Here is a 21,259-nt window from a genome sequence, read left to right on the forward strand (position 1 = left end):
TCCTGACCTGTTGTCAAGCGCCATGCGCTGAACGGATAAGATCCCGGGCTGTTGTCCAATGATCTTTCGCATTCGATCGTTTGAGGGTTCTGATGGTTCGAGAGGGATCGTCGCCCGGCAGTCCAGGGCCCACCTCACCCGTCGTATGGGCGCTGCCCGCCCTGCTGACCGCCGCATTGACGGTGGCCACCGTGGTACTGGTGTCGGCACCTGCCCGTACCCCCGTGGCGTGGGTCGGTGCCGCGGCCTTCGTCGCCGTCGCGCTCTCGTGCGGTGAGGCCGCCCGGCGCGGCAAGGCGGTGGCGGCGCTGCGCACCACGGTCGCCGTGCAGGAAGCCGCCCTGTCGCGGCAGCAGACGGAGACCGTACGGCTGGCCGAGGCGCTGCTGCCCGATGTGGTGACGCGCCTGCGCAAGGGCGAGTTCCCGGAGGACGTGCTCGCCTCGCTGGAGGACGCCAGCACCTACCAGCCCGGGCTGACCCCCGCGTTCCGGGCCGCCCACCACGCGGTGCTGCGCTCGGTGCTCGACGCCGTGGTCGCCGAGGAGGACCTGCGCGACTCGGCGCAGCGCGCGTTCGTGAACATCGCCCGCCGCGTCCAGGCGATCGTGCACCAACAGGCGCAGGAACTGCGGGACATGGAGGACCGGCACGGCCAGGACCCGGCCGTCTTCGGCGATCTGCTCCGGCTCGATCACGGCACCGCGCTGATCGGCCGGCTCGCCGACTCCATCGCCGTGCTGGGCGGCGCGCGGCCCGGCCGCCAGTGGAACAAGGCCGTGCCGCTGTACAGCGTGCTGCGCGGCGCCATGTCCAGGATCATCGACTACCAGCGCGTGGAGCTGCACTCCGTCTCGCAGGTCGCCGTCGTGGGCCCGGCCGTCGAGCCGCTCATCCACGCGCTGGCGGAGCTGCTGGACAACGCCACCCGTTACTCGCCGCCGCAGACCAAGGTCCACCTGACCGCCGTCGACGTGAACTCGGGCATCGCGATCGAGATCGAGGACGGCGGCCTCAGCATGAGCGAGGAGGCCCGCAAGCGGGCCGAGCGCATGCTGCGCCAGGCGCAGGAGGGCATCGACCTCACGGACCTGGGCGAGACCCCGCGACTGGGCCTCGCCGTGGTCGGCCGGCTCGCCCAGGCGTACGACTTCCGGGTGTCGCTGCGCTCCTCGGCGTACGGCGGCGTACGGGCCGTGCTCGTCGTCCCGCAGGGGCTGATCACCACCATCTCGACCGCGACCGGCCTCGCGCACGGCATCGGTACCGCCTCGGGTCCCCGCGCTGCCCTCGAACCGGCGGAGGCACCGCCCGCGCAGCCGCCCCGGCCGGCCACCGGCCCGCAGGTCCCGGCGGACGTGGACGAGGTGCCCCTCGTGACCGAACGGACCCTGAACGGGCTGCCGCAGCGCCGGCGCAAGGCGCGCGCCACCGCCCCCGACGAGCCCGACGCCGGGCAGCAGACCACTGCCGAGGTCCCGGAGCGGGCCGAAGCACAGCCCGGGATGTGGCTGGCCGCCTTCCAGAGCGGTCTGTCCGGGGACAGCCGGACGGCAGGGAGCCACACCGCGGACAGCCCGACCACAGACGCCTCGCCGGCCTCGGCGAGCAAGGGAGAACAGCCATGAGCCAGCAGCAGAGCAACATGGACTGGATGCTCAAGGACCTGGCCGAGAGCGTTCCGCAGACCCGGCACGTCATCGTGCTCTCCGCCGACGGTCTGCGCATGGCCCAGTACGGCGCGGAGACCGACACGGCCGACCGGCTCGCCGCCGCCTGCGCCGGACTGCAGAGCCTGGCCGGCGCCGTCGCCTCCGAACTCCCCCACAGCAAGGGACGGATGCGGCTGGTCGTGATCGAGATGGACGGCGGCTTCTTCTACCTCATGGCGGCGGGCGCCGGGGCCTACCTGGCGGTGCTGGCCGACGAGGGCGTCGACGCGGGCCTGATGGGCCAGCGCATGCGCGACCTCGTGGCGCGGATCGGAGAGCACCTCAGCAGCCCGCCGCGCAGCGACAGGCAGACCGCGTGAAGGACCCGGTCACCAACTGGGAAGACGGCAGCCCGGAGCGGCTCTACGTCATCACGGGCGGTCGCAGCGGACCGTTAGTTCCCAGCGGCCTCGACCTGGTCACGCTGATCGTCGCCAAGTCCGGGCCCCGGCCCGGCATGCAGCCGGAGCACGCGGCGATCATCCGGCTGTGCCAGGCGCCCCTCTCGGTGGCCGAGATCTCCGCGTACCTCGGCCTCCCGGTGAGTGTGGTCACCGTCCTGATCGACGATCTGCTCACCTCGGGCCAGGTGCTCTCCCGCGCACCCGTGGCCCGCGCCCAACTCCCCGACCTGGCATTGATTGAGGCAGTGATCGATGGACTTCGAAAGCTCTGAGGCGTCGCCCGCCGGGCCGCGGCGCGAGGACGTACTGCCGGCCACGGCCGCCGCCGCGGTCAAGGTGGTGATCGTGGGCGGTTTCGGGGTCGGCAAGACGACCCTGGTCGGCGCGGTGAGCGAGATCCGCCCCCTGACCACCGAGGAGACGATGACCCAGGCCGGGGTCGGCGTCGACGACACCGCGGGGGTGGAGCGCAAGACGTCCACCACCGTGGCCATGGACTTCGGCCGGATCAGCATCAACGAGGAACTGGTGCTGTACCTCTTCGGCACCCCGGGCCAGCAGCGCTTCTGGTTCCTCTGGCGCGGCCTCTTCGAGGGCGCGCTGGGCGCCGTGGTCCTGGTCGACACCCGTCGGCTGGAGGTCAGCTTCGACGTGATCGGACGGCTTGAGGAGCGCGGGGTGCCCTTCGTGGTCGCCGTCAACTCCTTCCCCGACGCGCCCCAGTACCCGGTCGAGGAGCTGCGCAGCGCCCTCGACCTCCCCTCGGCCGTCCCGCTGGTGCTCTGCGACGCCCGGCGGCGCGACTCCAGCCGTGACGTCCTGATGACGCTGATGCGCTATCTGCACTCCCTCGCCGTGACCCCGGAGGCATCGTGAGCACTTTCCCCTCCCCCGCCGGTTCGACCCCGCCGCCGGGCTGCCCCGCGCACCGGCTCTACGGCCCCGAGGCCGAGGCGGACCCGATGGGCCTGTACGAGAAGCTGCGCGCCGAGCACGGTGCGGTGGCCCCCGTGCTGGTCCAGGGCGACCTGCCGGCCTGGCTGGTGCTCGGCCACCGCGAGAACCTGGACGTGGCCCGCACTCCGTCGCGGTTCACCCGCGACCCGCGCCGCTGGCGCGACCAGCAGGAGGGCCGGGTTCCGGCCGACCACCCGCTCACGCCGATGACCGCGTGGCAGCCCGTGTGCCACCTGGTCGAGGGTCCGGAGCACGAGCGGCTGCGCGGTGCGGTCACCGAGTCGCTGGAGCGCTTCGACCGGCGCGGCGTACGACGGTACGTCAAGCGCTTCGCCGACCAGCTGATCGACCAGTTCGTCGAGGCCGGGCAGGGCGACCTCGTCGCGGACTTCGCCGAACCGCTGCCGATGCTGGTGATGACCCAGCTCGTCGGGGCGCCGGACTCGTACGGCCCGCGCCTGGTGGAGGCCGCCCGCGACATGCTCCAGGGCACCGAGACGGCCGTCGCCAGCAACGCGTACGTGACGGCCACGCTGCGCGAACTCGTCATGCGCAAGCGGGCGGTGCCCGGCCGGGACTTCACCACGTGGATGGCGGAGCACGCGACGGCGCTGACCGACGAGGAGATCGTGGAGCACCTGCGCCTCGTGATGATCGCGGCGTTCGAGTCGACGGCCAACCTGATCGCGAACACCCTGCGCGTGGTGCTCACCGACCGCCGGTTCCGCGCGAACCTCTCCGGCGGCCACATGACCCTGCCCGACGCCCTCGAGCAGGTCCTGTGGGACGAGCCGCCGTTCACCACGATCCTGGGCCGCTGGGCCACCGGCGACACCGAGCTCGGCGGGGCGCAGATCAAGGCCGGGGACATGCTGCTGCTGGGGCTCGCGCCCGCGAACGTCGACCCGGAGATCCGCCCCGACCTGACGGTGCCCGTCCACGGCAACCGCTCCCACCTGTCCTTCAGCAGCGGCCCCCACGAGTGCCCCGGCCAGGACATCGGCCGGGCCATCGCGGACACCGGGATCGACTCGCTGCTCACGCGGCTGCCCGACCTGGAACTGGCCGTCCCCGAGCACGAACTGCGGTGGACCGCCTCCCTGATGTCCCGCCACCTGGTCGCCCTGCCGGTGCGGTTCACCCCGCGGGGAACCTCGGTCACCGGGACCACCCGGGCACCGGCCGCGGCGGCCGCGGCACCGGCCGCCCCCCTTTCCGGGGAGCGGCCGGCGGTACGGGTCTCGTGGTGGGCCCGGCTGCTGGGCCGCCGCCGCCGCTGATCCGCGCGTCAGGCGTCGAGCTGCTGCCACCACCAGGCGAGAGCCGGGACCGGCGGCGGCTCGACCCGCGGGTCGCTGGGCCTGTCGGTCCAGGTGACCTCGAACCGCGCCCCGTCCACCGGGAGTTCGTTGCGGTTGCGCGGGCTGGCGTAGCGCGGCGCCCGGCAGTGGTACTCCAGGTCGCCGGCGATCCAGTGCTCCAGCGAGCCGAGGTAGCGCTCCAGCTGCTCGCCCGCGCCGCGGCCGAGCTGTGCGCGCAGCCGGACGAACAGGGCCACCGTCCGGTCCCGCAGCGCGTACGCGGCGGGCAGCGCCTCGGCCGGGGTGCACGCGTTCTGCGCGGCCAGGACGTTGACCAGGTTCTGCTCCCACGGGACGTGGTGGTCGTCCTTGTTGTACGAGAACAGGTCGTTGTCGCAGCTGACGATGAACCCGGCCGCGTCGGTCAGGGCCTGGACGGGCGCGGAGTACAGCTCTTCGCCCGGCACGGCGATCCCGTTCGCCACGTCGCACCACGTGAGGGTGAAGCGGGTGCCGTTGCTGGAGATCCGCGCCGCCACGAAGTCGTTGAGGCTCGGCATGATGCCCCGCTCGGCGTTGGCCGTCTGCCAGCCGGCGCCAGCCACCCAGTCGCGGACGCCCTCGGTGAAGCGGCGCAGCTGGACCGGGGTGAGCATCTCCCGGGTGCGGGCCACGAGGTCCTCCAGCGCGGCGGTGTGCGGCCCCGGGGGGAGCAGGCCGGAGCCGGGGGCCTCGACGGTGCGGACCAGCCGGGCGCCGTGGTCCGCGACGGACGCCGTGCTCGACGCACCGGTGTTGGAGTCCTGCCAGTCGTCCGTGGCGAAGGCCCAGTAGTTCCACTCGCTGAACAGCAGCATCGGCTCGACCTCGCCGAACGGGATGATCCGGCTGGTGAAGTCGGCGGCGCGGGTGGCCAGCCCCCAGGCGCGCTCGGTGGCGTCCGGGTAGAACCCGAACGCGTCGATCCAGGCGATGGCCCGCTTCTCGATCTCCCCCGCGGCGGGGTGGACGAGGCCCTTCTCGAACGGGCAGTAGAACGGCGGCAGCTGCCAGCCGATGCGTGAGGGGTGCGCGTCCGCGGCGTACACGGGTGGCATCGTCAGTTCCCCCCGCCCAGCCGGAAGAGCAGCAGTCGGGTCTCCAGCGCGTGGTCGCGCCAGATGCGGAACAGTTTGCCGTGCGTGATGGTCGACTCCCGAAGTCGTTCGCGGGTCCAGGCTGCCGGGGTTCCGGTGTGCTCGATCCGGTCCAGTTCGGCAGTGTTCCACGCCATGGACTGGACCCAGAACTCGGCCACCCGGTCGGTGACGTCCTCGTCCTGCTCGAGCTCGAACCCGGCGGCCGCGGCGGCGGAGATGTACTCGGTCAGGGTGCCCAGGCGCGTCTTGTAGTAGCCGTCGATGAAGTCGGTCCACTCGGGACGGCAGATGAAGTGCTCCTGGATTCCGAACCAGCCGCCCGGCTTCAGGGACTTGGCGACCACCTCGAAGAGCCGCTCGCGGTCCGTGTAACCGGAGCTCTCGCAGGCGTACGCGGCGTCGAACCTGCGCGGCGCGGTGTAGCCGTGGACGTCCGCGAGCAGCGGTGTCACCCGGTCGCCCACTCCGGCCTGCCGGGCCAGCTGCCCGATGAGGGGCACGTGTTCCGCCGCGACCGTGAGACCGGTGACGGCGGCGCCGTGTTGCTGCGCCCAGTAGAGCGAGCCGCCGCCGACGCCGCAGCCTATGTCGAGGAGGCTCGCGGGCGGGGTGGCGTACGCGCCCCAGGTGCGGGCGGCGTGGTCGACGATCGCCTCCTGGGACTCGATGATGCGGCCCTTGAGCACGCGCTGGGAGACCGTGGTGTTCGGTGTCTCGCCGGGGGCGAAGAGGCCCATGTGGAAGTGGACCCGCGGTCCTGGACCGTACTTGTGGAGGATGTCAGCCGTCTTCCGGCTGTAGTAGAGCGGCACTTGGCTCTCGTCGAACGCCTGGCCACCAGCGTGGGGCTGGATGACGAGGTTGCTGTCCATCGGTTCTCCGGTCCTGCGGTCACGTGGGGGTGTTGATCGGCCGCCCCACTCTGCCCATCTGTGATCGACAAAACGCTTTGATCACTCAGGCACTGAGCATAGTCACACATGAAATGGCGCGATTTCAGGCCAAGTTGGTCGACCATGACGGCTCTTCAGATCAATTCGTGGCCGTGTTCCGTCGGAACGCACAGCACCGGGACCGGAGACAGGTGCAGGAGCTTGTGCGGGGTGGAGCCCAGCAGGGCGCCGCGGATCGGGCTGTCGCCCCACGTGCCGACGATGATGACCCGGGCGTCGTGCCGCCGGGCGGCGTCCAGCAGCGCCTGCGCCGGGCGGTCGTCGACCACCTCGACCGTCGAGGGCACACCGGCCTCGTCGGCGGCCTCCACGGCGTGCGCCAGGGCGCTGCGGCCCGCCTGGCGGACGGCTTCCCGGTGCGCCCGGTACTCCTCGCCCGCGGCCCCCGGGGCGGCCGCCCCGTAGACGAGGACGAGGTGCTCCCCGAAGGCGGTGGCCACCTCCAGCGCCACGCGCAGCGCCCGCTCCGCGCCGGGCGACTCGTCGTATCCGAGGACGACGGACATCGGGACTCCTCAGCTCTTCCGGCCGCGGACGACGTCCGGATCGGCCACCCCGGGGCGCTCCTGCCAGAACCTGCCGTCCCGCAGCCGCCAGTAGCTCATGACGAGCACGCCGACGACGGCGATCGCGATGCCGATGACCAGGGGCGGGCCGAGCCCGAACCAGGAGACGCCGCCGGCCGAGTTCTCCGGGTTCGACATGTCGCCGATCGACTCCACCAGCAGCCAGCCGAGCAGGGCCGCGCCCAGCACCGGGCCGAGGCCGATCAGCAGGAAGTTGTGGGCGTTCTCCAGCAGGTGGCGCCGGTAGTAGACGGCGCAGGCCAGGCCGGTGAGCGCGTAGTAGAAGGCGATGAGCAGGGAGAGCGCGGTCAGCGAGTCCAGGAGCGCGTTCTCGCTGATCTGGTTGACGACGAGGTACCAGCCGATCGCGATGCCCGCCACCCACCACGTGCTCACGTCCGGGGTCCTGAACCGCGGGTGGATGTGCGCGAGGGCCGGCGGCAGCGCGTGGCGGCGGGCCATCGACAGGGCGGTTCGGGAGGCGGGGATGATCGTGGTCTGGGTGGAGGCGAGGGCCGAGGTGCAGACCGCGAGCAGGACCACCCAGTCCCAGCCGCCCATGACCTCGTGGGCCAGTACGGCGAAGACGGCCTCCTCTTCGGCGGCGTTCTCGGCGAGGAAGGCGGTGCCCGCGTAGCCGACGACGGCGAATCCCACGGACAGGTAGGTCACCAGCAGGATCACCGTCGACCAGATGCCGGCCTTGCCGGGCGCGGTGGCGGAGTTCTCCACCTCCTCGGTGAGGTTGACCGCCGACTCCCAGCCCCAGTAGATGAACACGCCGAGCAGCAGCCCGCCGGTCAGCGCGGCGCCGCCCGCACCGAAGGGGTTGAGCCAGGTGAGGGACGGTTCGATCGCTTCGAGGGTGCTGGTGCCGGCGTAGACGCGGTAGATGGCGACGGCCGCGAAGGCGAGGAGGAAGAAGACCTGGGCGAGGATGAGGATGTCCTGGAGGTGGGCGGACAGCTCGGTGCCGATGACGCAGACGGCGGTCATGGCCAGGATCACGGCGACGGTGAGACCCTGCCGGATCACGTCGTTGGCGGCCCAGTCGTCGAGTCCGGCGGCGAGCAGACCGAAGTTGACCGCGACGTCCGCGAGTGAGCCGATGACGAGCACGCCGGTCATGGCGATGGCCCAGCCGCCGAGCCAGCCCGCCCAGGGGCCCATGGACCGGGTGACCCAGGAGAAGGTGGTCCCGCAGTCCTGGTCGACCTTGTTCAGGTAGTAGAAGGCGGCGGCGATCAGCAGCATCGGGACGAAGGAGGCCAGCATCACGCCCGGCGCGTAGATGCCGACGAGGGCCACGATCGGCCCGAGCACGGCGGCCAGGGAGTAGGCCGGCGAGGTGGAGTTCAGGCCGATGACCAGCGCGTCGAGGAACCCGATCGCGTTCGCCTTCAGCCCCGGCTGCGGGGCGGCGGCCGGTGGACCGCCCCGGCCCGCACTGTCTTCGGCCATGTACGCATGGTCGCCCGCGCCAGGCCGCCGCGCGAGGCGGGAGCGGCCGGGGGCTGGACGCGAGGGGCGCGGCGGGCCGGGCCGTCCTACGGGCGGGTGTTCCAGCCGGCGATCACGGGCAGCCCGTGCTCCGTGGAGAGCATGCTGACCGTGCCGGTCCGCAGCAGGAACAGCCGGCCCTCCTCGGGGTCCAGGCGCAGGTATCGGGCAGTGAGGACGCGCAGGAAGTGGCCGTGGGCGACGACGACCACGCCGCCCCCGTCGGCGCGCAGCACGGGGGCGACCCGGGCCAGTACGCGGTCCGCGCGGGCTCCCACCTGGGCGGCGCTCTCGCCGGGATGCTCCGCGTCGCCCGGCGGCACCCCGTGGGTCCAGAGCGACCAGTCGGGGACGGTCCGCTGGATCTCCGCGGTGGTGACGCCCTCGTAGCCGCCGTAGTCCCACTCGTACAGGTCGGAGTCGGTGATCCCGCCCGTGAGCCCCGCGAGCTGGGCCGTGGCGACGGCCCGGCGCAGCGGGCTGGTCAGGACCAGGGCGGGATGGCGGTCCCGGAAGTACGGGGCGAGGGAGATGGCCTCCTCGACCCCGCGCGCGGTCAGCGGGACGTCGGTGCGCCCGGTGTGCCGCCCGTCGGCGCTCCACGCCGTCTCGCCGTGCCTCACCAGCAGCAGGTCGCTCATCCTCCGGACCATAGGCCCTGTCCGGCATGTCGGCACCGAGGGCCGGGCCGGGCGTGTCAGTGTCGGGCGCATGAAGGTGGGTGCGCGTGGGGTGCGTCCGTCCCTGACCGGGCTCCTGATCGTCCTGACCTGGGTCACCGGGCTGGTCGAGGCCGTGAGCCTGCTCGCCCTCGGGCCGGTGTTCACGGCGATGCAGACGGGGAACGTGCTCTTCCTGGCCTTCGGGCTGGCCGGGGCGGCGAACCTGCCCGCGCTGTCGTCCGCGCTGTCCCTGGCGGCCTTCGCCGTCGGGGTGGTGTGCGGGGCGCGCATGGAGTCGGCCACGGAGGCCCGGGGGTTGCGCTGGGTCGAGTTCGGGCTGTCCGCCGAAGCCGCGCTGGTCGTGGCCGCCGCGGCCGTCGGGTGGCACGTGGAGCCGCGGGTCGGGCATCCGGCCGCCGGGCACCTGCTGGTGACCGGCCTGCTGGCGACGGCGATGGGCATCCGTACGGTGACGAGCATGCGGCTGAACGTGCCCGGGGTGCCCACGACCCTGGTCACCCGGTCCATGACCGCTCTGATCGGCAGCTCGGCGCTGGGCCACGACAACGCCTTCGGCTACGGGACGGGGGCCTGGCTGCGCCGGGCCCTGGCGGTGCTGGCGATGTTCACCGGCGGGCTGACCGGGGCGCTGCTGGTTCGGGCCGGATGGACGGTGGGCGAGGTGCTGCTGCCCGCGGCGGCCGTCGTGGTCGCGGTGGCCGTCGTACACCGGACCCTGCCGCGAGCGCACACCGGATGAACTGGGCCATTGGTACAGTCGCGGCATGGCGGTGGACGAGCTGGACACGAGGATCCTGCGCCTGCTGATCGAGCAGCCGCGCACCAGCGTCCGCGAGTACGCCCGCATCCTCGGCGTCGCCCGCGGCACGCTGCAGGCCCGGCTGGACCGGCTGGAGCGGACCGGGGTGATCACCGGGACGGGGCCCTCGCTCTCCCCCGCCGCGCTGGGGCACCCGGTACTGGCCTTCGTCCACATCGAGGTCACCCAGGGGCACCTGGACGACGTGGGCGAGGCGCTGGCGGCCGTTCCCGAGATCATCGAGGCCTTCTCGATCACCGGCGGCGGTGACCTGCTCACCCGCGTGGCCGCCCGGGACAACGCGCACCTGGAGGACGTGATCCAGCGGCTGATCCAGCTGCCGGGGGTGGTCCGCACCCGCACCGAGGTCGCCTTGCGCGAGCGGGTCGCGCACCGGCTGCTGCCGCTCGTCGAGTCAGTGGGACGAGCCGCCCGCAAAACCTGACAGGATGGGATGGACAGGACACGACCGGCAGGACGGGCACAACGGATGATTTCCGTCATATTCGATCTCGACGGCACCCTCGTGGACAGCGAGCCGAACTACTACGAGTCCGGGCGCCGCACCCTGGAGCGGCACGGGGTCCCCGAGTTCACCTGGGAGCAGCACTCCCGGTTCATCGGCATCGGCACGCTGGAGACGCTGGAGATCCTCAAGGAACGGTACGCGATCGAGGCGCCGGTCGAGCAGCTGCTCGCCGAACAGAACGCCGCCTACCTGGAACTGGCCCGTACGGGGACGGAAGTCTTCCCCGAGATGCGGAAGTTCGTGGAGCGGCTGCGCGCCGAGGGGGTGCCGATGGCGGTGGCCTCCGGCTCCTCGCGCGAGGCGATCGACGCGGTGCTGTCCGGCACCGGTCTGGACGCCCTGCTGACGACGGTGGTCTCCGCCGAGGAGGTCGCCCACGGCAAGCCGGCCCCGGACGTCTTCCTGGAGGCGGCCCGCCGGCTGGGCGCCGAGCCCGCCACGTGCGTGGTCATCGAGGACGCGGCGCCGGGAGCGCTGGCGGCCCGCGCGGCGGGCATGGGCTGCGTGGCGGTCCCGTACGTGGCGCAGACCGCGCACGACGAGGCCTTCGCGCAGGCGGCACTGCTCTTCCCGGGCGGGCAGCGGGAGTTCACCGCGGACGCGGCCTTCGACTGGCTGACCGCGCGCGCCACGGCCTGACCCCGGCCTGACCCCGCCCGGGCGGCGGAGGACGGGGCGCGGGCGGGACGGGAGCGGGGCCCGGGGGCGGTCACCGACGGGCGAGGCAGCCCTCTGGTGCCCTGGCACGGCGGCTGCCACCATGCCTGCGTGACCGCCACCACGCTGCCCCGGGGCACCGGGAGCGGGCCGCGCCAGTGGCCCCTGCTCGGGAACCTGCCCGCCTTCGCCCGTGATCCGCTGGCCTTCTTCGAATCCCTGCGCGACGACTACGGGGACTGGGTGCCGTGGGCGCTCGGACCGCAGCGCAACGTGCTGGTCTCGCGTCCCGAACACGCCGGTGAGCTCCTCGGCGCCGTCGAGGGCAGCTTCAAGCCGATGGAACTGGGCTGGGCCTTCCACCAGTTGCTGGGTGACGGGGTCGTCGTGGCCACCGGGGACGACTGGCGCCGCAAGCGGGCCCTGGTGCAGCCCGCGGTGCGGCCGCGCCAAGTGCGCTCGTACGCCGCCACGATGGTGGAGTGCGCGGACGCGCTGGCCCGGAGCTGGCGCGAGGGCGAGCGGATCGACGTGCACCGGGAGATGGCCGGACTCACCCAGCGGATCGCGGTGCGCACGCTGTTCGGGAGCGACGCGGCCGGCCGGGAAGAGCCCATCAGCGCGGCCATGGCCACGGCCCAGCGGGAGCTGGGGGCCGAGTTCCGGGGGCTGACGCTCTTCCTGCCGCCATGGGTGCGGACCCCGGGGCGGCGCCGGATGCGGGAGGCGGTGGCCGTCCTGGACCGGGAGATCGCCCACGTCATACGGGAGCACGAGGCGGCCTCGGCGGCCGGGGCCGAACGGGACGACCTGCTGAGCCGGCTGCTCGCGGCCCGCGACGAGCACGGCGCGCCGCTGTCCCGCAAGGAGCTGCGGGACGAGTCGATCACCCTCTACATCGGCGGTCACGAGACCACCTCGACCACCCTGACCTGGGCCTGGCAGCTGCTGTCGGGGGCGCCCGAGGCGCGGGTCCGGCTGACGGAAGAGCTGGACCGGGTGCTCGGCGGGCGGCTGCCGACGTACGACGACTACGCGCGGCTCCCCTGGACCCAGCAGGTGGTCAAGGAGTCGCTGCGGATCTATCCGCCGATCTGGCTGATCTCGGCGGTGGCCGGGGAGGGCGCGAGCATCGGCGGGCGCCGGGTACCCGCGGGGACCGGCATGTGGATCAGCCCGTGGTCGATGCACCGGGACGCGCGCTGGTTCCCGGATCCCGAGGCCTTCCGGCCCGAGCGGTGGGACGCCGACGCCCCGCATCCGGTGCCCGAGCACGCCTGGATCCCCTTCGGCGGCGGGCCGCGGGCGTGTCTGGGCGCACGGTTCGCGCTGGTGGAGGCCGCGCTCGTACTGGCGGTGCTGGGGCAGCGGTTCCACCTGGACAGCGGCAGCGAGCGGGCCGGGGCCTTCCCGGGGCTCACCTTGCAGCCGGCCGGACCGGTACGGGCGACGCTGCGCGCGGCGGGCGGGGAAGATCCGGCGGCAGACCGCAGTTAGTAGAACCGTGAACAATGTGATGCGGGATGCCGGCACGGCCGTGGACGCCGACGTGGTGGTGGTCGGGGCCGGACAGGCAGGCCTCTCCAGTGCCTACCACCTGGCCCGGGCCGGGATCGACCACGTGGTCCTGGACCACGCGCCCCGCCCCGGCGGGGCCTGGCAGTTCCGCTGGCCCTCGCTCACCTACGGCAGGGTGCACGGGATGCACGCCCTGCCCGGCATGGAACTGACCGGCGCCGACCCGCTGCGGCCCTCCTCCGAGGTGATCGGGGAGTACTTCGCGGCCTACGAGGAGCGCTTCGGCCTGCGCGTACGGCGGCCCGTGGACGTCTCGGCGGTCCGCGAGGGCGCCGGCGGGCGGCTGCTGGTCGAATCCTCGGCCGGCACCTGGTCGGCCCGGGCCCTGGTCAACGCCACGGGGACCTGGGACCGGCCGTTCTGGCCGCGCTACCCGGGCCAGGAGACCTTCCGCGGCCGGCAGCTGCACACCGCGAACTACCCCGGACCCCAGGAGTTCGCCGGGGCACGGGTGATCGTCGTGGGCGGCGGCACCTCGGCCGTGCAGCACCTGCTGGAAGTGGCGGAGGTGGCCGCGGAGACCACCTGGGTGACCCGGCGGCCCCCGGTCTTCCGCGACGGGAGCTTCGGCGAGGCCGAGGGCCGGGCGGCGGTCGCCCTGGTGGACGAGCGCGTCCGCCGGGGGCTGCCGCCGCAGAGCGTGGTCAGCGTGACGGGTCTGCCCCTGAACGAGGAGGTACGGGCCGGGCTCGCCTCGGGGGTGCTGGACCGCCGGCCCGTCTTCGACCGGATCACCCCCTCCGGCGCGGCCTGGGCGGACGGCAGCACGGTGGAGGCGGACGTCATCCTGTGGGCTACCGGGTTCCGCCCGGCCGTGGACCACCTGGCGCCGCTGCACCTGCGCGAACCGGGCGGCGGCATCCGGGTCGAGGGGACCAGGGCCGTGCGCGACGAGCGGGTCCACCTCGTCGGCTACGGCCCGTCGGCCTCGACCGTCGGAGCCAACCGCGCGGGCGGCGCCGCGGCCCGCGAGATCCGCCGGCTACTGGCCCGCGACCGCGCCGGGGAGCCGGTCGGAGCCCGCGTGGGGTAGGTCCTCAGGCGGCCTCCGGTTCGTCGAGCGGGAACGTCCGGTCCGGGGTGCCGCCGGCCGCGCGCTCCTCCCGCGTCGGGTACACGCGGCCCGTCCCGTCCCGCACGTCCAGAACGGGATCGGTCCAGTTCTCGGTGTCCTCGGGGACGAGGATGCGCGTGGTGCCCCGGTCCGGGTCGTGGATCAGCAGCGAGACGATGCCGGAGAGCTGGGCGCCGATGTGGCCGAGCCCCTGCCGCGGGTGGTCCTCCGGCCCCTCGACGTGGATGGTGAAGAAGCGCTCGTCCTCCCAGAAGCCGCCCTTGTCCAGCCACTCGCCCTCCCCCACGCGGACGCCGTCCACCCAGAGCCGGGCCTCGGCCGGGTGGTCGCGGAACAGGAGAACCGAGCGGTGGCTGTCGCCCCCGGTGAACGTCACGTCGATCTGGTGCCGGGACCAGCAGTCGAGGAAGCTGCTGCACGCCCCCGGTACCGCCCCGTGCCGATCGCTCGCGATCCGGCCGCCCGGGGGTACGACGGGGTCCTGACCACAGGTCTCGGCGAAGCGGCAGGCACGGTCGACGCGCCGGGCGCAGCCGATGCCCATCGCCGCGATGTCGCGCGGCGCGGCCTGCGAGAGCAGCTCTCCCAGCCGCTCCACGTACCGGTCCTCGCCGACCAGGGCCAGCAGCTCGGCTTCGTCGAACCACCAGTGGATCAGGTCCACGCCGGCGGGGGAACGGGCCAGCCAGTCACGCCACGCGGCCGTGTCGCTGCCCCATCGCCGGGCCACCAGCCCGGGCGCCGCCCGCGCGGCGGCCGCGGCGGCCTCCTCGGCCTCCTCCCGGCGCCGCCGGATGCCCTCTGCCATCGACTCGGTGTCGAGTCCGGTCCCGGTCTGCGCCCCGGTGTTCGTCTTCGCTCTCCATGGCCACTTCACGGTTCGCCCGCCCCCTCGGTCCGCACGTCCGGCAGGCCGCCGATCGTAGATCCGTTTCCGGGACGGGCGCCCCTCATTTCCCGGGGGCGGCGGCCCCCCTGGCCGCACGGGAACCGGCCTGCTCGCGAAGGCGGTTGAAGTCCGCCACGTGCTTCTTGTGTTCCTCGTACGTGGTCGAGAAGCGGGTGTCGCCCGGCTTCACGGTGACGAAGAAGAGCCAGTCGCCGGGCGTCGGTGCGACCGCTGCCGTCATGGCCTCCAGGCCGGGGCTGTCGATCGGCGTGGGCGGCAGTCCCTGGCGTTCGTAGCTGTTGAAGGGGCTGTCGATCCGTGTGTCGCTCAGCTTGGTGTCCAGGGTGCTGCGGTTCAGCGCGTAGTTGAGGGTGGAGTCCATCTGGAGCGGCATCGACTTCGCCAGCCGGTTGTGCACCACCCGCGCGACCTTGCCCATGTCGGCACGGCTGTCGGCCTCCGCCTCGATGATGCTGGCCAGGGTGGTGGTCTGGTACGGGGTCATCCCGTGGGCCTTGCCGCCCTCGGCGACGGCCCGGGTGGCGAGCTTCTCGTTCGCCGTCCGCACCATGTAGGCGAGCAGCGCGCCCGGGGTGGTCTGCGGGGTCACCGGATAGGTGGCCGGGAAGAGGTAGCCCTCCGGGTTGCCCTTCGCCTCGGCGGGCAGTGCCAGGCCCGCGCTGGCCACGGCGGCCTTGGCCGAACCGGGCGGGAGCTTCAGCTCGCGGTCGATCGCGGCGTACACCTGGGAGGCCCGCCAGCCTTCGGGGATCATCAACTGGCGCGGCTTCGCGGGCTCTTCATCACCCCTCAGCAGCGGGATCAGGAGGACCGCCCCGATCGCGAGCAGCGTGCCGAGGAAGAGCGCCAGCCGGCCCCGGCGGGTGAGCCGGGAACGGCGCTGTGGCGGCCGGTACTCATGACGCATACGGGAACGCTAACCCGCATATCGCCCTAATTCCGACATCCAGCCCGTGCGCCGGTCATACGGTCACACATTCACAGGAGCCAGCTCGGCTTCCGGCGTCGGCCCCGCCGGCCCCGCCGGCCCCGCCGGACCCGCCGGACCCGTCGGACCCGTCGGACCCGTCGGCAGCGCGGCGTCCCGGTCCCGGCGGACCAGGGCCGCATACCGGCCGTCCGCCTTCAGCAGTTCCTCGTGGGTGCCGCGCTCGGCTATCCGGCCCGCGTCCAGGACCACGATCTGGTCGGCGTCGCGGACGGTGGACAGGCGGTGCGCGATGGTGATGGTGGTGCGGCCCTGCGAGAGGTTGTCGATGGCCCTCTGGACGGCATGCTCCGTCCGGGTGTCGAGCGCGCTGGTGGCCTCGTCGAGGATCAGCACGGGCGGGTCCCGCAGGATGGTGCGGGCGATGGCGAGGCGCTGCTTCTCGCCGCCGGAGAACCGGTAGCCGCGCTCGCCCACCAGGGTCTCGTACCCGTCGGGCAGGGACGCGATGTGGTCGTGGATCTGGGCGGCCCGGGCGGCTTCGGCGATCTCCTCGTCCGTCGCGTCCGGCTTGGCGAAGCGCAGGTTGTCCGCGACCGAGGCGTGGAAGAGGTAGGTCTCCTGGGAGACGACGCCGATCGAGCGGGCCAGCGAGTCGAAGTCGAGGTCGCGGACGTCCACCCCGTCGAGCGCGACCCGTCCGCCGGTGACGTCGTAGAGCCGGGGCACGAGGTAGCTCAGCGTGCTCTTGCCGGAGCCGGTGGGGCCGACCACGGCGAGCGAGCCGCCGGCCGGGACGGTGATGTCGATGCCGGTGAGGGTCGGGCCGCCCTTGGTGTCGTACTCGAAGTGCACGTCCTCCAGCCGGACCTCGCCCCTGGCCCGGTCCAGCCGGACCGGGTCGGTGCGCTCGGTGATGTCCACCGGCAGGTCGAGGTACTCGAAGATGCGGGCGAACAGGGCCAGCGAGGTCTGGATCTGCACGCCGGTCGACAGCAGGCTGACGGCGGGCCGGAACAGGCCCTGCTGGAGGGTCACGAAGGCGACGAGGGTGCCGACCGACAGCGCGGGGGCCCCGGTCTGGAGGGCGAAGCCGGCGGCCCAGTAGATGAGCGCGGGCATGGCGGCCATGACGATGCCGATGGTGGACATCCGCCAGCGCCCCGCCATGCTGGAGCGCACTTCGAGGCCGACGAGCTTCTCCGACTCCGCGGAGAACGCCGCGGTGAGGGATTCGGAGCGGCCCATGGTGCGGCCGAGCAGGATCCCGCTCACCGACAGCGACTCGGTGACGGTCGCGGCCATCGCGGCCATCTGCTTCTGCCGCTGGGTGGTGATCCTCTTGCGCTCGCGGCCGACCCGCCGGCTGATCCACACGAAGAGCGGGAGCAGGAGCAGCGAGACGAGCGTGAGGCGCCAGTCGAGCGCCAGCATGGCGACGACGGAGGCGATGACCGCCGTCAGGTTGGAGACGAGGGAGGTCGCGGTGGAGGTGACGGTGGCCTGCATGCCGCCGATGTCGTTGGCTATCCGGGACTGCACCTCGCCGGTCCGGGTCCGGGTGAAGAAGGCCAGCGGCATCCGCTGGAGCTGCGCGTAGACGGCGGTGCGCAGATCGTGCATGACGCGCTGGCCGACCGTGGTGGAGATCAGGGTCTGGAGCACGCCGAAGACGCTGGTGACGACGGCGGTGAGGATCATGCCGAGCGCGAGCAGGCTGAGCAGCCCGGTGCGGCCCTGCGGGATCGCGACGTCGAGAATCTCCTTGAGCAGGAACGGCGAGGCGACGCCGACCAGCGAGGAGGCGCCGACCAGCAGGCCGACGACGGCCAGGCGGCCGCGGTAGGGCCGGAACAGGCCCACGATCCGGCCGAGCTCGCGCGGCTGGTCCGCCGGGGCGGGGCGGCTCGGGTCGAGGGATTCTTTCGATGGGGTCCACTTCGGTTCGTCGTCACGCATGGGCACCCTCTCAGGGTCGGAAGTCAGGGACATCGGAGCTCAGGTCATTGTTACCTATACTCACAATGAATGGCATCCTGTTATTGTTCCCGGCATGAGCTCCGCCTCCGACACCGATCGCCTCCTCGCCGAACAGCTGCTGCGCCTGACGCGCAGGCTCCACCGGATCCAGAAGCGCCACATGGAGCCGCTCGGGATCACTCCCGCCCAGAGTCGGCTGCTGCGCCTGGTCTCGCACTACGAGGACGACCGGGCACCCCGGATGGCGGACCTCGCCGCCCGCCTGGAGGTCGTCCCCCGCGCCGTGACCACCCTGGTGGACGGCCTGGAGGCGGCCGGGTGCGTGCGCCGCGCGCCCGACCCCGCCAACCGCCGGGTGATCAGGATCGAGCTCACCGACACCGGCCGCGCCACGCTGCGCCGCCTGCGCAACGCGCGAACCGACGCGGCAGAGGAGATCCTGGCTCCATTGACCGCCGACCAGCGCGAGGTGCTCGGCGGCCTGCTGAACGCCCTGTCGGACGCCCCGGCGGAGCGCTGCTGACGAGGCCACGCGCGGGCCGCCACGAGGCGAGGGGTCGCACATGCCGCTGCTGGAACCGAAGCCGGGGGCCCTGCGCCCCCGCGGCGTCGGCGGCCCTGCCCACGACCGGCTCCCGGACCACCGGGCCGCCGGGACCCCCGAGCCGCTGCGCACCGAGCTGACCGAGCTGCTCGGCGCCGGCAAGGTGCTGTGGAAGGTCTCCGACCTGGTCCGCTACGCCTCCGACGCCTCCCCCTACCGCTTCGTCCCGCAGGTCGTGGTGATCGCCGAGGACATCGACGACGTCTCCGCCGTCCTCTCGTACGCCCGCGGCCGGCAGCGCGAGGTCGTCTTCCGCGCCGCCGGCACCTCGCTCAACGGCCAGGCCCAGGGCGAGGACATCCTGGTCGACGTACGCCGCCACTGGGCCGGCATCGAGGTGCTGGAAGAGGGCCGGCGCGCCCGGATCCGGCCCGGGACCACCGTCCTGCGGGCCAACGCCGCCCTCGCCCGGCACGGCCGCGTCCTCGGCCCCGACCCGGCCAGCGCCCTGGCCTGCACCCTCGGCGGCGTCGTCGCCAACAACGCCTCGGGCATGACGGCGGGCACCACGAGGAACTCGTACCGCACGCTCTCCTCACTGACCCTCGTCCTGCCGGGCGGCACCGTCGTCGACACCGCGGACCCGCTGGCCGACGAGGAGCTGGCGCGCGCCGAGCCCGCCCTGTGCCACGGGCTGATGGAGATCAAGCGGGAGATCGAGGCCGACCCGGAGCTGGTGTCCCGGATCCGCGCCAAGTACGAGATCAAGAACACCACCGGCTACCGGCTGGACGCCTACCTGGACGGGACCACCCCCGTGGAGATCCTGCGCGGGCTGATGGTGGGCTCCGAGGGCACCCTGGGGTTCATCTCCGAGGTGGTCTTCGACACCCTGCCGCTGGACCGCGAACTCTGCTCCGCCCTGCTCTTCTTCCCCTCGCTGCCCGCGGCGGCAGCGGCCGTGCCCCTCTTCAACGAGGCGGGCGCCCTCGCCGTGGAACTGATGGACGGCAACACCCTGCGCGCCTCGGTCAGCGTCGCGGGCGTGCCCGCCGACTGGGCGGACCTGCCCAAGGACACCACCGCCCTGCTGGTGGAGTTCCGCGCTCCGGACGAGGCCCGCCGCGACGCCTACGAGGGCCGCGCCGCGGAGCTGCTCACCGGGCTCGACCTGGTGGCGCCGGTGGCCTCGGTCACCAACGCCTTCACCCGGGACGCGCACACCATCAACGGCTACTGGAAGGCCCGCAAGGCGTTCGTCACCGCCGTGGGCGGCGCCCGCGTCCCCGGCACCACCCTGATCACCGAGGACTTCGCGGTACCGCCGTCGCGGCTGGCCGAAGCCTGCGAGGCGCTCCTCGCGCTCCAGGCCCGGCACGGCTTCGACGCGGCCGTCGCCGGGCACGCCGCCCACGGCAACCTGCACTTCCTGCTCGCCTTCGACGCCGCGGACCCGGCCGACGTCGCACGGTACGCGGCCTTCATGGACGGCTTCTGCCGGCTCACCGTCGAGCGCTTCGACGGGTCCCTCAAGGCCGAGCACTCCACCGGGCGCAACATGGCGCCCTTCCTCGAACTGGAGTGGGGCCCCCAGGCCACCGGGCTGATGTGGCGCACGAAGCACGTCATCGACCCGGACGGGGTGCTCGCCCCGCGCATCCTCCTCGACCGCGACCCGCGGGCCCACCTGCGCGGCCTGAAGACCATTCCGCAGGTGGAGGCGGCGGCGGACCCCTGCATCGAGTGCGGGTTCTGCGAACCGACCTGCCCCAGCGAGGACCTGACGAGCACCCCGCGCCAGCGGATCGTGCTGCGCCGCGAGATGATGCGCCAGCAGCCCGGATCCCGGGTGCTGGACGGGCTGCTCGGCTCCTACGGCTACGACGCCGTCGACACCTGCGCGGGCGATTCCACCTGCAAGCTCGCCTGCCCAGTCGGCATCGACACCGGCGCACTGATGAAGGACTTCCGCCACCGCCGGCACAGCGCCCGCGAGGAGCGGGCCGCCGCGCTGGCCGCGGCGCGGTTCGGGGCGGTGGAGTCCGCCGCCCGGCTGGCCGTGGCCGCCGCCGACCGGCTGCCGGACCGGATCGGAGACGGGCTGCTGGCGGCGGTCACGGGGGCCGCCCGCAAGGCCGTGAACCCGGACCTGGTGCCGCGGTGGCTGCCGCAGATCCCCGGCGCGGCCGCGCGCAGGCCGCCCGTCACCCGGCGCACGGGCGCCGCGGCCGTGTACTACCCGGCCTGCGTCAACCGCATCTTCGGCGGTCCCGCCGCCCGGTCCGGCCCCTCCCTGCCGGAGGCCGTGGTGGCCGTGTCGGAGCGGGCCGGCAAGCCCGTGTGGATCCCCCGCGACGTGACCGGCACCTGCTGCGCGACGATCTGGCACTCCAAGGGCTACGAGGCGGGCAACCGGGTGATGGCCAACCGCATCGTCGAGTCGGCCTGGGGCTGGACGGCGGGCGGGCGGCTGCCGCTGGTCGTCGACGCCTCCTCCTGCACGCTGGGCATCGCCCAGGAAGTGGTCCCCTACCTCACGGAGCAGAACCGGGCCCTGCACGCGGAGCTGCGGATCGTCGACTCGGTCGTCTGGGCGGCCGAGGAACTGCTGCCGCACCTGGAGGTCCGCCGCACGGTGGGCTCCGCCGTCCTGCATCCCACGTGCTCGATGCGGCACTTGGGCGACGAGGCGCAGCTGCGGGCCGTCGCGGAGGCCTGCGCCGACGAGGTGGTGGTCCCGGACGACCTGGGGTGCTGTGCCTTCGCGGGCGACCGGGGCATGCTGCACCCCGAGCTGACGGCCTCGGCAACGGCGCGCGAGGCCGCCGAGGTGACGGCCCGGCACTTCGACGCGCACCTGTCGGCGAACCGGATGTGCGAAGTGGGCATGGACCGGGCGACCGGGCGGTCCTACGCCTCGGTGCTGCTCGAACTGGAGCACGCCACCCGCCCCTGAGCGCCGGTGTGCGCGACCCCCCTGAGCAGGTGTTACGACGTCCGGCGCGGCCGCAAGCGTGCCTGCGGCGGGCCTGCGCGGCCGGAAA

The 21,259-nt window shown here is 73.1% G+C and carries 20 protein-coding genes; 12 read left to right on the plus strand and 8 right to left on the minus strand.

Annotated features, from left to right (window positions below; genetic code table 11):
* Positions 1-92 precede the first annotated feature (92 nt).
* The 5 genes from ACTVZO_RS05670 to ACTVZO_RS05690 are packed head-to-tail and all read left to right on the plus strand — an operon-like array spanning position 93 to position 4,353.
* Positions 93-1,628: a sensor histidine kinase gene (locus ACTVZO_RS05670; protein WP_443297317.1), complete on the plus strand. Its 1,536-nt coding sequence runs from the start codon at positions 93-95 to the stop codon at positions 1,626-1,628.
* On the plus strand, positions 1,625-2,032 hold the full coding sequence (locus ACTVZO_RS05675; protein ID WP_443297318.1) for a roadblock/LC7 domain-containing protein: 408 nt from the start codon (positions 1,625-1,627) through the stop codon (positions 2,030-2,032). The genes ACTVZO_RS05670 and ACTVZO_RS05675 overlap by 4 nt, the downstream gene beginning before the upstream one ends.
* A complete protein-coding gene (locus ACTVZO_RS05680) occupies positions 2,029-2,388 on the plus strand; it encodes a DUF742 domain-containing protein (RefSeq protein WP_443297319.1) in 360 nt (119 codons plus the stop codon). Before ACTVZO_RS05675 ends, ACTVZO_RS05680 begins: the two co-directional genes overlap by 4 nt.
* Positions 2,369-2,992: a GTP-binding protein gene (locus ACTVZO_RS05685; RefSeq protein ID WP_443297320.1), complete on the plus strand. Its 624-nt coding sequence runs from the start codon at positions 2,369-2,371 to the stop codon at positions 2,990-2,992. Before ACTVZO_RS05680 ends, ACTVZO_RS05685 begins: the two co-directional genes overlap by 20 nt.
* Positions 2,989-4,353: a cytochrome P450 gene (locus ACTVZO_RS05690; RefSeq protein WP_443297321.1), complete on the plus strand. Its 1,365-nt coding sequence runs from the start codon at positions 2,989-2,991 to the stop codon at positions 4,351-4,353. The genes ACTVZO_RS05685 and ACTVZO_RS05690 overlap by 4 nt, the downstream gene beginning before the upstream one ends.
* Before the next feature lie 8 nt (positions 4,354-4,361).
* Here the strand turns inward: ACTVZO_RS05690 and ACTVZO_RS05695 are convergent, their stop codons facing one another.
* The 5 genes from ACTVZO_RS05695 to ACTVZO_RS05715 all read right to left on the minus strand — a co-directional run bounded on the left by ACTVZO_RS05695 (position 4,362) and on the right by ACTVZO_RS05715 (position 9,173).
* The gene (locus tag ACTVZO_RS05695; RefSeq protein ID WP_443297322.1) at positions 4,362-5,471 is read right to left on the minus strand and encodes a terpene synthase family protein; all 1,110 of its coding nucleotides are present in this window, start codon (positions 5,469-5,471) and stop codon (positions 4,362-4,364) included.
* Positions 5,472-5,473: 2 nt separating this feature from the next.
* Complete coding sequence (locus ACTVZO_RS05700; protein WP_443297323.1) at positions 5,474-6,385, minus strand: SAM-dependent methyltransferase; 912 nt, start codon at positions 6,383-6,385, stop codon at positions 5,474-5,476.
* A 155-nt stretch (positions 6,386-6,540) separates the two neighbouring features.
* Positions 6,541-6,972 carry a universal stress protein gene (locus tag ACTVZO_RS05705; protein WP_443297324.1) on the minus strand — a complete coding sequence of 144 codons (432 nt, stop codon included), beginning with the start codon at positions 6,970-6,972 and terminating at the stop codon, positions 6,541-6,543.
* Between the two features lie 9 nt (positions 6,973-6,981).
* Positions 6,982-8,493: an APC family permease gene (locus ACTVZO_RS05710; RefSeq protein WP_443297325.1), complete on the minus strand. Its 1,512-nt coding sequence runs from the start codon at positions 8,491-8,493 to the stop codon at positions 6,982-6,984.
* Positions 8,494-8,579: 86 nt separating this feature from the next.
* Positions 8,580-9,173, minus strand: a complete 594-nt coding sequence (locus ACTVZO_RS05715; RefSeq protein WP_443297326.1) for a histidine phosphatase family protein — start codon at positions 9,171-9,173, stop codon at positions 8,580-8,582.
* Positions 9,174-9,264: 91 nt separating this feature from the next.
* On the opposite strand from ACTVZO_RS05715, the gene ACTVZO_RS05720 reads away from it, so the two are divergent.
* The 5 genes from ACTVZO_RS05720 to ACTVZO_RS05740 all read left to right on the plus strand — a co-directional run bounded on the left by ACTVZO_RS05720 (position 9,265) and on the right by ACTVZO_RS05740 (position 13,811).
* Positions 9,265-9,954, plus strand: coding sequence for a YoaK family protein (locus ACTVZO_RS05720; protein WP_443297327.1), 690 nt, complete (start codon positions 9,265-9,267; stop codon positions 9,952-9,954).
* Positions 9,955-9,979: 25 nt separating this feature from the next.
* Positions 9,980-10,459: an Lrp/AsnC family transcriptional regulator gene (locus ACTVZO_RS05725; protein WP_384217136.1), complete on the plus strand. Its 480-nt coding sequence runs from the start codon at positions 9,980-9,982 to the stop codon at positions 10,457-10,459.
* A gap of 45 nt (positions 10,460-10,504) precedes the next feature.
* Positions 10,505-11,182: an HAD family hydrolase gene (locus ACTVZO_RS05730; protein WP_443297328.1), complete on the plus strand. Its 678-nt coding sequence runs from the start codon at positions 10,505-10,507 to the stop codon at positions 11,180-11,182.
* 129 nt (positions 11,183-11,311) lie between these two features.
* Positions 11,312-12,697, plus strand: a complete 1,386-nt coding sequence (locus ACTVZO_RS05735) for a cytochrome P450 (protein ID WP_443297329.1) — start codon at positions 11,312-11,314, stop codon at positions 12,695-12,697.
* A gap of 19 nt (positions 12,698-12,716) precedes the next feature.
* On the plus strand, positions 12,717-13,811 hold the full coding sequence (locus tag ACTVZO_RS05740; protein WP_443303052.1) for an FAD-dependent oxidoreductase: 1,095 nt from the start codon (positions 12,717-12,719) through the stop codon (positions 13,809-13,811).
* Between the two features lie 4 nt (positions 13,812-13,815).
* Here ACTVZO_RS05740 and ACTVZO_RS05745 read toward each other — a convergent pair whose 3' ends face one another.
* The 3 genes from ACTVZO_RS05745 to ACTVZO_RS05755 form a co-directional block, all read right to left on the minus strand.
* A complete protein-coding gene (locus ACTVZO_RS05745) occupies positions 13,816-14,730 on the minus strand; it encodes a hypothetical protein (protein WP_443297330.1) in 915 nt (304 codons plus the stop codon).
* Between the two features lie 73 nt (positions 14,731-14,803).
* Positions 14,804-15,670 (minus strand): endolytic transglycosylase MltG, encoded by an 867-nt coding sequence (mltG, locus tag ACTVZO_RS05750; protein WP_443297331.1) that lies wholly within the window; start codon positions 15,668-15,670, stop codon positions 14,804-14,806.
* Positions 15,671-15,733: 63 nt separating this feature from the next.
* The gene (locus ACTVZO_RS05755; protein WP_443297332.1) at positions 15,734-17,650 is read right to left on the minus strand and encodes an ABC transporter ATP-binding protein; all 1,917 of its coding nucleotides are present in this window, start codon (positions 17,648-17,650) and stop codon (positions 15,734-15,736) included.
* 94 nt (positions 17,651-17,744) lie between these two features.
* On the opposite strand from ACTVZO_RS05755, the gene ACTVZO_RS05760 reads away from it, so the two are divergent.
* Together ACTVZO_RS05760 and ACTVZO_RS05765 are read left to right on the plus strand one after the other, a co-directional pair.
* The gene (locus ACTVZO_RS05760) at positions 17,745-18,194 is read left to right on the plus strand and encodes a MarR family winged helix-turn-helix transcriptional regulator (RefSeq protein ID WP_443297333.1); all 450 of its coding nucleotides are present in this window, start codon (positions 17,745-17,747) and stop codon (positions 18,192-18,194) included.
* Between the two features lie 40 nt (positions 18,195-18,234).
* Entirely contained in the window at positions 18,235-21,171 is a 2,937-nt protein-coding gene (locus tag ACTVZO_RS05765; RefSeq protein WP_443297334.1) for an FAD-binding and (Fe-S)-binding domain-containing protein, read from the plus strand.
* The last annotated feature ends 88 nt before the right edge of the window (positions 21,172-21,259 follow it).

The organism is Streptomyces sp. IBSNAI002 (genome assembly GCF_052244475.1).
GTDB lineage: Bacteria > Actinomycetota > Actinomycetes > Streptomycetales > Streptomycetaceae > Streptomyces.